The 13187-nt window shown below is 36.7% G+C and carries 15 protein-coding genes and 1 pseudogene; 2 read left to right on the top strand and 14 right to left on the bottom strand.

Annotated features, from left to right (window positions below):
- Window positions 1-54: 54 nt before the first annotated feature.
- Window positions 55-333, bottom strand: coding sequence for a GNAT family N-acetyltransferase (locus BW727_RS03655; RefSeq protein ID WP_062472451.1), 279 nt, complete (start codon window positions 331-333; stop codon window positions 55-57).
- A gap of 16 nt (window positions 334-349) precedes the next feature.
- Window positions 350-895 carry an alpha/beta hydrolase gene (locus BW727_RS03650; RefSeq protein WP_227807243.1) on the bottom strand — a complete coding sequence of 182 codons (546 nt, stop codon included), beginning with the start codon at window positions 893-895 and terminating at the stop codon, window positions 350-352.
- A 137-nt stretch (window positions 896-1032) separates the two neighbouring features.
- Here BW727_RS03650 and BW727_RS03645 point away from each other — a divergent pair, with 137 nt between their 5' ends.
- Window positions 1033-1968, top strand: coding sequence for an IS30 family transposase (locus BW727_RS03645; protein WP_077795731.1), 936 nt, complete (start codon window positions 1033-1035; stop codon window positions 1966-1968).
- A gap of 47 nt (window positions 1969-2015) precedes the next feature.
- On the opposite strand, the gene BW727_RS03640 is transcribed toward BW727_RS03645, so the two are convergent.
- From BW727_RS03640 to BW727_RS03610, 6 genes and pseudogenes are all read right to left on the bottom strand, one after another.
- Complete coding sequence (locus tag BW727_RS03640) at window positions 2016-2627, bottom strand: flavin reductase family protein (RefSeq protein WP_062470559.1); 612 nt, start codon at window positions 2625-2627, stop codon at window positions 2016-2018.
- Window positions 2628-2639: 12 nt separating this feature from the next.
- Entirely contained in the window at window positions 2640-3533 is an 894-nt protein-coding gene (locus BW727_RS03635; protein WP_062470410.1) for a VOC family protein, read from the bottom strand.
- 29 nt (window positions 3534-3562) lie between these two features.
- Window positions 3563-4516 (bottom strand): ring-cleaving dioxygenase MhqE, encoded by a 954-nt coding sequence (gene mhqE / locus BW727_RS03630; protein ID WP_062470412.1) that lies wholly within the window; start codon window positions 4514-4516, stop codon window positions 3563-3565.
- 28 nt (window positions 4517-4544) lie between these two features.
- Window positions 4545-5480, bottom strand: coding sequence for a ring-cleaving dioxygenase (locus BW727_RS03625; RefSeq protein WP_062470413.1), 936 nt, complete (start codon window positions 5478-5480; stop codon window positions 4545-4547).
- A 172-nt stretch (window positions 5481-5652) separates the two neighbouring features.
- Window positions 5653-5964: a YbjQ family protein gene (locus BW727_RS03620; protein ID WP_062470416.1), complete on the bottom strand. Its 312-nt coding sequence runs from the start codon at window positions 5962-5964 to the stop codon at window positions 5653-5655.
- A gap of 245 nt (window positions 5965-6209) precedes the next feature.
- A pseudogene (locus tag BW727_RS03610) lies at window positions 6210-6317 on the bottom strand (DUF2200 family protein); the annotation flags it as partial.
- Window positions 6318-6504: 187 nt separating this feature from the next.
- On the opposite strand from BW727_RS03610, the gene BW727_RS03605 reads away from it, so the two are divergent.
- Window positions 6505-7845 (top strand): dihydrolipoyl dehydrogenase family protein, encoded by a 1341-nt coding sequence (locus BW727_RS03605; protein WP_062470419.1) that lies wholly within the window; start codon window positions 6505-6507, stop codon window positions 7843-7845.
- A 37-nt stretch (window positions 7846-7882) separates the two neighbouring features.
- Here BW727_RS03605 and BW727_RS03600 read toward each other — a convergent pair whose 3' ends face one another.
- The 6 genes from BW727_RS03600 to ybaK form a co-directional block, all read right to left on the bottom strand.
- Complete coding sequence (locus BW727_RS03600; RefSeq protein ID WP_062470422.1) at window positions 7883-8617, bottom strand: ABC transporter permease; 735 nt, start codon at window positions 8615-8617, stop codon at window positions 7883-7885.
- Window positions 8604-9536, bottom strand: a complete 933-nt coding sequence (locus BW727_RS03595; RefSeq protein ID WP_062470425.1) for an ABC transporter ATP-binding protein — start codon at window positions 9534-9536, stop codon at window positions 8604-8606. Before BW727_RS03595 ends, BW727_RS03600 begins: the two co-directional genes overlap by 14 nt.
- Window positions 9529-10680, bottom strand: a complete 1152-nt coding sequence (locus tag BW727_RS03590; RefSeq protein ID WP_062470428.1) for an ABC transporter permease — start codon at window positions 10678-10680, stop codon at window positions 9529-9531. Before BW727_RS03590 ends, BW727_RS03595 begins: the two co-directional genes overlap by 8 nt.
- Window positions 10681-10701: 21 nt before the next feature.
- Entirely contained in the window at window positions 10702-11655 is a 954-nt protein-coding gene (locus BW727_RS03585; RefSeq protein ID WP_062470431.1) for a glycine betaine ABC transporter substrate-binding protein, read from the bottom strand.
- A gap of 148 nt (window positions 11656-11803) precedes the next feature.
- Window positions 11804-12628: a metallophosphoesterase gene (locus BW727_RS03580; RefSeq protein ID WP_062470434.1), complete on the bottom strand. Its 825-nt coding sequence runs from the start codon at window positions 12626-12628 to the stop codon at window positions 11804-11806.
- A 31-nt stretch (window positions 12629-12659) separates the two neighbouring features.
- The gene (ybaK, locus tag BW727_RS03575; protein WP_062470437.1) at window positions 12660-13148 is read right to left on the bottom strand and encodes a Cys-tRNA(Pro) deacylase; all 489 of its coding nucleotides are present in this window, start codon (window positions 13146-13148) and stop codon (window positions 12660-12662) included.
- Window positions 13149-13187: the final 39 nt, after the last annotated feature.

Here is a 13187-nt window from a genome sequence, read left to right as displayed (position 1 = left end):
TAAATAAATTACTGAAAAAGCTCATTTGATACACTCATGTCATCTTTTATTTTACTAGTTACTCAAAACATCTTCATATTTTTCTTTGTCTTTTTCTAATCGCGCTTTTGCAAAAGGACAAAGTGGAATAATCTGACGGTTCTCATCACGGGCATATCGAACGACTTCTTCCAAAAGTGCATCCCCAACACCTTGACCTCTTAATTCATCGCTTACCATTGTGTGATCAATAATTAACTTTGTGTCACCTGTCAATACAAATGTCATCTCTGCTTGAGGTTCTTGAGGATTTTCTCCTACGTAAAATTTTTCATTATTTTTCTTGATTCCCATTTAAATCACTCCTTCTTTATTTATTTAACCAATTTTTTGCTTTTAAAGCAACTTCTTGAGTTAAGGTATGCCCATTTACCCAAGCAACTGTTACTTCTGCATTTCTTTTCTTAAAGAGGTCAATTACACGCACACTTTCTGCCTCTGATACAATTGGATCCCCTTCACCCAAAGATAGAAATACATCTATTTCATTGAAATCTTGTTCCACTGGAACGTCAGTTGGATACATAGGTGCAAACAGAGCAGCCTTTTTTAAAGCTTCCGGGTGTTGCAGCATTATTTTTATCGCAATATTCGAACCATTTGAGAATCCTACTAAAACAACGTCTGCTATATCAAAGTTATATTGCTGTGATTTTTCAACGATAAACTTATAAAGGTTCTCACCGCGTACTTCTAAATCTTCCCAATCGTACTCTCCTTCTCTATGGCGCTTGAAAAAGCGATTCATACCGTTTTCCTGTACGTCTCCCCGTATCCCTAAAACATTATAATCCGGATTAAGTAAATCAGAAAGAGAAAGTAAATCAGTCTCTGATCCATCTGTACCGTGAAGCAGTACAAATGTCGGGGCACCTTTTTTATTTTCTTGATGAATTGTAATATTAAGTGCAACACCTAGGTAAAATAAAAGAAACCCATGACGACCTCGTGCAGAATGGAGTTACCACACAACATTCGACTGGAGGACTCGCCATGAGCTACACTCATTTTACCATAGCCGAACGCTCAAAAATAGAAACGCTTCGTGATCTAGGTTTTTCGATCCGCCGGATCGCTCGAATCCTTGGTCGTGCCCCTTCTTCTGTTTCACGGGAACTGAACAGGAACCCATATTATCAGTGTGATCAGGCACAGGAACGCTATAAACAAAAGAAAACGAACTGTGGAGCAAAATCAAAGTTGACTTCTGAAATCAAAGAAAAGATTCAGGAAAAACTAACTCTTACCTGGTCTCCAGAACAAATTGTAGGCCGGCTATTTCAAGGGAAAATTTCTTTCAAAACAATCTATCGCTGGCTCTATTACGGTCTCTTACAAGTTCCATTGTCCGTTCTGAGACAAAAAGGCAAACGACAGAAACCAAAAGAAACCAGAGGAAGATTCAATATCGGAACCTCTATTTCAAAACGACCAAAAGACGTCAAGAAGCGAACGACCTTCGGTCACTGGGAGCTGGACACCGTCGTATCAGGACGCGGACAGGCAAAAGGTTGCGTTGCTACTTTCCTAGAGAGGAAAAGCCGCTGGTACCTCGCCATCAAAATTCCCAACCGTTCCGCTTCCTCAATGGAATGGGCTATACGAAAACTGACTACGCTTTTTCCTGAAACTGCCTTCCAAAGTTTTACGACAGACAGAGGAAAGGAATTCAGCTGTTATCCTGTCATTGAAGAAGACTTAAGCATCCCTGTTTATTTCGCAGATCCTTATTCTTCTTGGCAACGAGGAAGCAATGAAAACAGTAATGGACTCCTGAGGGAGTTCTTTCCGAAGAGAACCAAGTTTGATCATGTGGAACAGGAAGAACTTCAAAAAGCTTTGTACCTGATTAATAATAGACCAAGAAAATGTCTTGGCTACCGAACGCCTCACGAGGTCTTTATGGAAGAGGTGTTGCACTTAATTTGACAAACTATCTCTTTATAAATATATTCCATTATTTATCTACTCCTTTTTTATAACGGTCTTTCTACTGTGAACATCCGTCCTATTTCAGCATAGTCATTACCAGCTAACCTACTGACGGCACCTAGTTTTAAAGGATTAATATATCCATTATGATAAATAGTATCTGCTATGTGGTAATGTTTAACTTTTAAAAGAATTAGATCTGCAGTAGGAGTATCATCCTCATTATAAACAATCATAGAATCGTAAAGTTCCGTTTCAAATCTTACTTTCGATTCCTTTAAACCAGGCACTTTCAGTGTATGGGATGTAATCGGTGTAAAATGAGCAATCTCCAGTTCACTTTCATCTGGTCCTAAGGAAGCTGAGGTTAAATTGGTTGTCTCAACGTTGTCCACATCGACTATGTGAACGACTGCCTCTTTCGTTTCAAATATGTTTCGGCTTGTATCTTTCGATATTCCATTGACACGCTGAACTGCGATTGAAAAGATAGGCGGATTGTAAGTAACAATGTTGAAATAACTAAATGGCGCAACATTTATAACACCTGAACGAGACATGGTTGAGACCAACGCAATCGGCCTTGGAATAACTGAACCAATTAAAAATTTCTTTTTTTCTTTTAATGTTAACTCTTGAGGAGAAAAATCTAGCATTTTACTCATTGCTTATACCTCCAATTTCACAAGCATAGATTCATACTCCGACCGTTTTGATTCATATTGTTCTGGTAATTGTAAGGCGCTGCCTAATTCCTCTTTCGCTTCATCTATCTCAAAGCCAGGGCCATCAGTTGCGAACTCAAATACAATTTTCCCATTTTCTTTCGTGTAGATAGATTTAAAGTAATTTCGATCCAGCACTAAACTCGAACCAAGATCGTATTCCTTAAGTTTAAGTCGCCATTGGCTCAAAATATTAATATCAAGTACGGACCAAGCAATGTGATGGACCGTGCCGATACCAAATCTGCCAATTGATTGTGGTATTTTAGGAATTACAATATGATGGTGTTCTTTACCAACTGTCTCAAAATGCATATTTTTATTATCGTGTGCCAATTCTTTTAAACCCATAATTTCAGTCAATAACTCTTTTGTTTTTTCCGGATTTGCGGACAATAAAACCGTTCCGTAAAAACCTAATATCTCCTGCTTTTTAGATTGGTCAGGCCCTTCTACCAGAGCCAAATCTAATCCGTGGCTATCTTCAAAAGACAATGTTACTTTACCAAAAAGTTGTGTAGTCTCAACTTGAACACCGTAACTTATGAGACGGTTGTACCAGTAATCTAAACTACCCTTAGAAATCTTGAAGGCAATCCTTCCTCCTTGGCCGCTCCCTTTTCTACCATAATTTCTATTTGTCCAAGGGAAGAAAGTCATAATTGCGCCTGGTGTTACGTCTTGATCGGCAAAATATAGATGGTAAACGCTTGGATCTTGAAAATTTACTGTTTGTTTAATTAAGCGTAATCCTAGTACATCTCTGTAAAACTTCAAATTTTCATTTGGATCTCCTACTATGGCACTGATATGGTGAATTCTTGGAATTACATCCAACTTATCTTCTCCTCCTTAAACAATTAAGATTAAGAACGTGTGGTATCAAACGGACGGATTTGTGATTCAATATAGTCACGTTTTGGCTCAAGGAATGGTGGAAGTGAAAGACTTTCACCTAGCGTTTCGTAAGGCTCATCTCCCATAAAGCCAGGTCCATCAGTTGATAGTTCTATTAAGATATGACCGATTCGTGTATAGAGCGCTTCAAAGTAAAATCGGTCAACATGGCCAGAGTGCTGAAGGCCCATTTCGTTATACTTTGCTTCCCATTCTTTAATTGCCTTGTGATCTTCAACTCTAAACGAAACATGATGGACTTGTCCATAGCCTTGTTGTCCCAAAACACTATCATCTTTTCTTAAAATAACTTGCCCACCATTTCCACCTTCGCCTACGTCGAAGAGAGCAACTTTTTCTTCTTCAAGAATTGGTTTCATCCCATAAACGTCTGTTAAAACCTTTTTGAAGTCTTCAAAATAACTAACTGTAATCTCAATCGGTCCTAATCCATAAATAGCTTTATCTTCTGGTACCGGTCCATTTTTCCAAGGTGTTCCTGGAGCAACTCCCTCATTATTTTCATCTGAAAACAATTGATAACGTTGGCCATCGTATTCTTCAAATGGCAGTACTTTTTTACCAAATAGTTCTTTAATGCCATCATTTTTGACACCAAATTCTTCAAAACGTACTAAATAATAGTCAAGCGCAGCATCATTTGGAACTCTTAAGCCTACTCTAGAAATAGCATTTGTTCCGTTAGTCCCTTTAGGGTTGTTAGGAAAATCAAAAAAGGTCATGTCTGTCCCTGGAGATCCTAAATCATCTGCATAAAATGTATGATAGGTTTGGATGTCATCTTGATTTACTGTTTTCTTAACCAATCTCATGCCTAATACTTCTGTAAAAAACTTGTAATTTCTCATTGCATTGTCTGTCATTGCTGTCACATGGTGAATTCCTAATAGTTCTACTGTCATTTTGGTAATTCCTCCTAATATTTTAGTTTTAATCTAATTGTTTTACTTCAATTGGAATCAATAGCTTTTCAATTTGGTCTCTAGAATACTCATATGTTTCTGGTAACTTTAGTTCTTCACCCACTGTTTCATAAGTTTCGTCACGGGTAAAGCCAGGACCATCCGTTGCAATCTCAAATAAGATATCTCCAAACTCTTTAAAGTAAATTGCATCAAAGTAATTCCGGTCTTTTACTTCTGTCACACCGTACCCTTTAGTATAGAGTTCATCTTGCCATTCTAAATGTTCCGCTTTATCTTTTGCACGCCAAGCAATGTGATGAACCGTACCCACGCCCATTCGTCCTGGTGCTACTTTCGTTTGCACCACATCAACCCTGTTTCCGATATCATCATAGGATTCAAGACGAATGAATTCATCTTCTTCCGCCACTTTTTCTAATCCCATTATTTCTACTAGCGTCTTAATAGTGGAATCAGGATCAAGCGAATACAATACAGCTCCAGCAAAACCTTTAATAGCTACTTCAGGTTCTACCTCTCCGAAGGTCCAGTTATTAAGCTGACCTTCTTCTCGTTCTACTAATTCTAATTTCAAACCGTGGTAATCTTCGAATTGTAAATAAGTCTCACCAAAGCGATTTACTTTTTCATATTTAATAGAGAATTTTTCTAGGCGCTTTTCCCAGTAAGGGAGTGCGCCAACTGGAATCGCATAAGCTGTCATTCCGACTTGCCCGCCACCAATTTTACCGTGTGTAGCTCCAACCCAAGGGAAAAAAGTAATCAATGTACCAGGCTTAGCACCGTCATTACCAAAGTATAAATGGTAAGTACTAGGATCATCAAAGTTTACTGTTTTTTTGACTAAGCGTAATCCCAAAACTCCAGCATAAAAATCGACATTTTGTTGTGGGTGACCCACAATTGCAGATATATGATGAATACCAGCTGTTTTATTCACAGTTACCACTCCTTAATTTTTAGGAAACATTTATTACGTTTTTTAATATCTCTAATTCGAACTAATTATAAAACGTCTCCCGTTATTTGTCAAGGGATAACTTTTTTTAAATAAAGCTTTCAGAATTAGCTTATAAATCTAGTTCTGAAAGCTCTGGAATTTAAAAAGATTTCTACTTAAATTTAACAGCTGTTCCGTATACAATAACTTCCGCAGCACCTTGCATCACAGCAGATGAGGCATAACGAATATTCACAATCGCATCCGCTTGAAGGATGGTTGCTTCTTCTACCATGCGTTTGGTAGCCAAGGCCCGTGCTTCGTTCATCATATCGTTATAAGCTTTTAATTCACCACCAATAAGTGTCTTCAGCCCTTGGGTAATATCCCGTCCAATATTTTTAGACTGAATGGTACTTCCTTTCACCATCGTTAACATTTCAAATTCTTTACCACTAATATAATCAGTATTGACTAAGATCATCGTCTTCATTCTCCTTAATTTCCTTTATTCTTTCAATTAATAGATAAATCATGGTCCCAATTAATCCAATGGGTAAAATAAATAAAAAGATGCTTAAAATAATAGATATTTCTTCCCTAATAGACCAACCCATCCACATATAAAAAATAAAATAAACCGTAACTAAAAGCGTGATCACAATAGGCGCAATCATTTTTTTTATGGATTTTTTCAGTTTCAGTCCTTCTTTCTCTTACTTATTGGCGTAATATTTCATCGACTTCTTCTTTAGTACGACCTTTTCTTTCTGCCTTTTTAACATACAAAGGATAGACACTAGCGAAGCTCATTGTGTAACTTTTATGCTTTGTCAATGTAATCCCCTCCAATATAGTATGATTATTTCTCCCTTATCATATCATCTTAAATAATTGTGTATAGATAAAAAATTAAATACAGTTGAAAAGGTAGTGGGGTTTGATTCCTAACTGATAGCTATGTTACGATTGTGTTAATAGTGACTTGTAAACGGTTTTAAAAAATACTCAAGGAGATGGCGTAATGAAAAAAAAATATGATATCATCATTGTTGGTGGAGGTGTAGCTGGAAAATCGGCTGCTTCAGAATTAGCTGCTAGTGGTAAAAAAGTTGCTGCTGTGGAGAATGATTTATGGGGAGGGACTTGTCCTAATAGAGGGTGTGACCCTAAAAAAGTGCTGGTTGCTGCTGTTGAAGCTCGAAGTAATGCCAACCAGTTAATTGGTAAAGGTATTGAAAGCGCACCTGACGTTAATTGGCCTGATCTGATGGCTTTTAAAAAAACCTTCACCGACCCTGTCTCAGAGCAAACTAAAAAAAGTCTTATTGAAGCTGGGGTAGATACTTATTCAGCTACGGTTGAATTTATAAATGAGAACAGTATCCGAGTGAATGATGACATATTAGAAGCAGATCAATTCATTATCTCAACAGGTGCTCACCCTTCTATTCTGGATATAGAAGGAAAAGAACATTTTTTAACCAGTGACGATTTCCTTTCCTTACCCGAAATGCCAGAAACAGTCACTTTTATTGGTGGTGGATATATTGCCTTTGAGTTTGCGGCTATAGCCAATGCTGCTGGTGCAAAGGTTCATGTTATCCAACATAACAAAAAACCGCTTAAAGCATATGATCAAGAGTTTATAAAAGAGCTAATGAAGCAATTAGAAGATAAAGGAGTAACCTTCCATCTTGATATCAACATAACAAATATCCAAAAATCTTCGAATCAATTCATTTTAACGGATGAGGATAATTTCAATTTAACAACAGATTTAGTTTTTGGAACGACCGGCCGTATCCCAAATATCGAAAACTTAAAACTTGAAAATGCTAAAATAGAATATGATAAAAAAGGTATTAAAACAAATAAATTTTTACAAACGAGTAATTCGGCTGTTTATGCAATGGGAGACGTTCTTTCCAAGAGTCAACCGAAATTAACTCCCGTGGCTAGTTTAGAAGCAAGTTATCTTGTATCACTTCTAAGAGGCAAAACAGAAGAGTCACTTATTTACCCTGAAATACCAACTATTGTCTTTTCAAGTCCGAAGGTAGCTCAAGTAGGCGTGACTCCTTCACAGGCCGACAAAGATAAGGATAAGTATGACATTGCAACGATTGATGCAACAGATTGGTTTAGTTATGCACGTTTGAATGAGCCAGTTTCCTTGGTTAAAATTATAACTGAAAAAAAATCAGGTAACCTAGTAGGTGCGACTTGTATGAACAATGAAGCAGATGTGCTAATTAATTTATTTAGTATTTTAATAAATAAAAAAATAACTGCTAATGAATTATCTGATATTGTTTTTGCTTATCCAACTATAGCAAGTGACCTCTCTTCTCTTTTAGCTTAATAAAAAGGTGTTTGACTGAAATCAGTCAAACACCTTTTTAAGTTGTCCAAATTAATTTTTCTTGGAGAACTTTTAGTAGAAGCTCAACAATAATAGCAAGTAAAGTCACAGGGATTGCACCTTCTAATATTAAAACCATATCAAAAGTTCGAACGCCATTTACTACTAATACGCCTAGCCCTCCTGCCCCCACCGCGGCTGCCAAAGTTGCTGCGCTAATATTTATAACTAGCGCGGTACGTATTCCACCTAACATAACATTTAATGCTAAAGGAATTTTTACTTTTATATATATTTCTGCTTCTGTCATCCCCATCCCTTTAGCAGCATCAATAATGTCTTTTGGCACTTCTTCTATACCCACTATAACGTTATAAGTAATCGGCATCAAAGCATAGACAACCAAGGCAATAAGCGCACCTTTTATACCATATCCGAGTATTGGGACTGTTAAAGCCAATAAAGCCGGTGATGGGAAAGCTTGCCCTAAATTAACGGCCTTCAACAGTAACGTTTTAAATTCCTGACCAGCTGTTGTCGTTACAAAAATCCCTAGGGTTGTTCCAATTGTGACTGCTAGCAAACTCGATAATAAAACCATCCAAATATGCTCCATAAAGTAAACATATAAAAGCGTGCGAGATCCCTCTGTACTTTTAGAACTGAAAAATTTGTACAAAATAGTTTCAAACCCCTGTGAATACAAAACTATTAAGAAAAGGATACCAGCAAGTATAGCTGCAGTTATAAGACCTTTTTTATTCGCTATCATTCAAATCACTTCCAGCTATTTTTAATATACTGTCCCAAGATATACTACCGTTTACAAGCGCCACCTGTTCTTTTCCTGTCGTTAACATATCTGTTAAAACTTCACGAAGTGTTGCATTCTTATCTAACGGTTCTTCTTCCAGTATCACCGACTCATTTGCGTAATCAACTGCAGGCTTTCTGGATAAGATAGTTAAAATACCCTCTCCTTTAAAGAAATCACTGACAAAATCATTCTTAGGATGGAGAACAATATTTTCAGGTGTATCCAACTGAACGATTTCGCCTTTATTCATGACACAAATTCTATCTGCTAATAGTAAGGCTTCATCAATATCATGCGTTACAAAAACAACTGTTTTTTTGAGTTCCCTTTGAATTTTTCTAAATTCCTTTTGAAGTCTTAATCTATTTATTGGGTCAACCGCTCCAAAAGGTTCATCCATAAGAAGAATATCGGGATCAGATGCAATCGCTCTTGCAACACCGATTCGTTGGGCTTCTCCACCTGATAACTCCGATGGTTTTTTATCTTTGTATTTTTCTGGTTGCAATCCAACTAAAGTCAACATTTCATCCACACGTTTTGAAATCTTTTTTTCTTCCCAATTTAATAAGTTTGGTACAGTTGCGATATTCTTTTTAACATCCATATGAGGAAATAGTCCGGTACTTTGAATGACATAGCCGATTTTTTTTCTTAGTTCTTCCCCTTTAACAGTATCGATGTCCTCGCCATTCACTTGGATTTCTCCACCGTTACGGTCAATCATTTTATTGATTAAACGAAGTAAAGTGGATTTACCACAGCCTGAAGGACCGAGTATTACTAAAAACTCTGCCTTATTTACCGTTAAAGAAAGCTTATCTACAGCTGTAAAGTCACCATATTTTTTAGTGACATTATTTATTTTAATCATAAAGGACACTCCTCACTTGTTTTTCAAAGGCTCTCAATAAATAATCAAGGAGCACTGTGAAAAAAACAATGGGAAGCACTCCTAAAAGAATTAAATCTGGTGACGCTTCGCCAAGACCTAGGAATACAAACGTCCCCATCCCACCGCCACCTACTAAACCAGCTAGTACGGCACCACCAATCGTTTGAATAAAAGCAATTCGAATACCCGTAAAGATAACCGGAAAAGCAAGGGGGAGTTCAATCTTTTGTAAAACTTGTCGTTTACTCATCCCCATCCCTTTTGCTGCTTCTTTTATATTCTTATCGACAGAATAAAACCCTGTCAAGGTATTTCTTCCAATTGGAAGAAGCGTATACAAAGTAAGGGCTATGTAGGCAGGAGCCCAGCCAATGCCACTTACTCCAAGGGCATCAAAAAATGGAAGTTTACCAAGTCCAGATAAAGGCACTAAGAGAATCCCAAACAACGAAAGACTCGGTATAGTTTCGATAATGCTTAAAGGAACCATCACTTTATCTTCGAAACTTTTTTTATAATAAGCTAAAAATCCAAGAGGGATAGCTATAAGAGCGCCTGTTACAACCGAACTAACAGTCAGTAAGGCATGAATTCTTAAATTCTCGCTAAATTGCGTCTTTTTAATATTATATTCTTTAATTAGTGAAAAATCTTCAAAAGCACCTGTTAAAAACAAGTAAACCAAAACAGATAATACACTTAAAAAACCAATCCCTATTATAAATGAGTCATCTTTAATACGTTGCGTGTAAGTTGAGAATAATAAGTAAAGACAGAAAACTTGAGTATAAAAACCTGCCGAAAAACTAATTCGTGCTGAACTTTCTCTAGCTGAAACGCTACCAGATTTTAGTTGTAAAATCCAAATAAGCGCTAACAGCAAGAAGACTGCTAGTATAAAAACAAGCCTATTTTTATCTTTTCTTTCAAAAAAAGACAAACCTAATAAAGCAAGCCACAGAATGAGGATAATCATTCCTAAACTACCAAAAAACTGGAAACTTGAATATTTTATTCCTTGAGAGATTCGATTTGGTTTGTATTCTATTATGTTCATAAAAACAAATGCTGCTGTCCCTAAGGAGGAAAGCAGCAGCAATGTTTTATCTTTTATTATCTTCATGTACTCACCTTTTGTGTTTATTTAATCTAGAATGCCTTCTTCAGTTAAGTGCTCTCTGGCAACATCTGCTGGTGATAAGCCGTCTACAATTACTTTTTTATTCATGACTTGAAGGTTTTCCAGATTTAAGGTTTGGAATGTATTTTCAACCACTTCTTTAATTCCAGGATACTCTTCTAGCACTTCAGTTCGAATGACTGCAGAAGGTTCGAATACAGGCGGAATAGAAAGTGGATCTTCTAAGACTACTAAGTCTAGCTCAGGCACCGAACCATCCGTTCCGTAAACTAAAGCCACGTTCACATCATCCGTTCCATTTTCGAGTGCACTGATTGTCTCTGCTGTATTTCCATGAGGCAACATGATAAGTTGGTCAGGATCTAATTTAAAGCCGTATCCCTCTTCCATTCCCAAAAGACCCATATTTTTTTCTGCAAATAATTGGCTTGTAATAAACTTAACTTCGCCACCATCATTAACATAGGCTGCAAAATCTTCTAACGTTTTTAAGTTATTTTCATCCGCAAAGTCTTTTTTAACAGCTAACATTTCTGTATTATTTGCTTCTGCAGGTTCTAACCACGTTAAACTATTATTTTCTTCGTCATATGTTTTAATAGCTTGGTAACCTTCTTGTGCATCTCCCCAAACCGCTTCTTCAAACCCTTCAGAATAATATTGGCCGTTTCCGGTATAATCGATTCCCATATCCAATTCTCCCTGTAAAAGGGCGTTTCGTTGCACGTCCGGCGTTCCAAATTGCACTTTGTCTGTAACTGTGTAGCCATTCTCCTCAAGTGCTAACAAAAGCATATTGCCGAGAATACCACCTTCAGTATCAACAAAGGAACCTAAAACAATCGGGTCGTCGGGATTAATTGCCTCTGTTTCTTCATTATTATCTGTTGAACCACAAGCTGATAACACGAGAAGTACTAGAAATAACGAGAAACTATAAAGTTTATTTTTTTTCATACTAACTGACCCCCATTTTTTATAACGCTTATATTACGATGATAGTACCATATAATCGAGAAATGAATCAAATATAATAACTATTCCTAACAGGAAATAGCTCTTTAACTAAAAACTTAGTACTGTCTCCTTCCAGTTCAAACCACGTTTATTCCTCTATTTCAAAAGTTTCCATTGCATAAGATAATTCAACAATTGGGTCATCTGACCACCAGTGTCTGCCATTTCCCAAACAAGAACAGTAGTAGACAATGCCTTTTTCTTTTAAGGTCTTACGAAAATGGACGTGACCCATGATACTTTTATTTATTGGGTATTTATCATACAAAGCCGTATAACTTTTACTTCCTAAAAAAGCATTGTAATAATCATACATTCGGTTAGGTAGAGGTACTACAAATTGTGGATGCGTGGCAACATGAGTCATTAAGATAATGTCACGATTATTTGTCGATTGAATATCCCTTTCAATTTGTTGCAACATTTCAGAAGCAACTACTTGGTCTGGTTTGTTCCAGTGTACATACAAACGATCATTCCAGCCTCCAACATTTAACTTCTTATTTTCAAATTCTTCTAATGAATACTTTTTGCTAGCAAATCCATAGTCATACCAACCGGGATTAGCCACAATTGCCTGATTCTCATTTAAAATAAACGGACGTCCCACTAGTGACTCATCCCGTTCGTTGAAAATACGATCAATTTTTTTCGTATTGGTTTCATTATTACGTACTGACCAATAATCATGATTTCCAGGGACAAAAAATAGCTTTGAAACGTTGTGATTCCTCATTTTATCTAAAAATTTTAACGAATCCCGATAGTCGGAACTAATATCACCAGCCAAGAGAAGAATATCCACTTCATTATTGTAGAGAAGCTCAGCCAGTAATTGATCATAGGTTGTTCCCGGGGCTAACTTACGATCATTAATATCAATATGAAGATCTGAAAGAACACCTATTTTCATAATATACCCTCCTTGAGAAACTAGTTATGTCTTATTTGTTAATACTAGAAGAAATATCTGCCAATGTCCCTTTTGTTAAATCCAAAAGATCTTGGGGCGCTAATTCTATTTGTAACCCTCTTTTTCCAGCCGAGACAATTATGGTAATTAAATCTTCTGCCTCCCTAGCTATGAACGTTTTGTAACTTTTTTTCATACCGATAGGAGAGGTTCCACCGCGGATATAACCAGTAGTTTTCTCTAATTCTTCTAGTGGAAGTAACTCGACTTTTTTGTTATCACTCACTTTTGCCAAAGTTTTTAGATTAATTTCTTTACTCGCCGGTAAACAGACAACAATTGGTCCGGTCTCATTTCCTTTTACTACAAGTGTTTTGAAGATCCGCTTTTCTTCAGAAACTATTTTTTTCTTCGCATGTGGTCCTTCATCAGTCCATGGGTTGTGATGAATTTGATAAGCAATATTTTTTTGGTCTAATTTTCGTATCGCATTTGTTTTGTTTGTCTTACCTTTTGACATCCTACTTCACCATCCATAAACAAAATTTCCATGTCAATT

The sequence above is a fragment of the Jeotgalibaca dankookensis genome (genome assembly GCF_002005405.1).
GTDB lineage: Bacteria > Bacillota > Bacilli > Lactobacillales > Aerococcaceae > Jeotgalibaca > Jeotgalibaca dankookensis.
The sequence above is the reverse complement of the archived record's forward strand: the minus strand, read 5'-3'. Positions and strand labels throughout refer to the sequence as shown.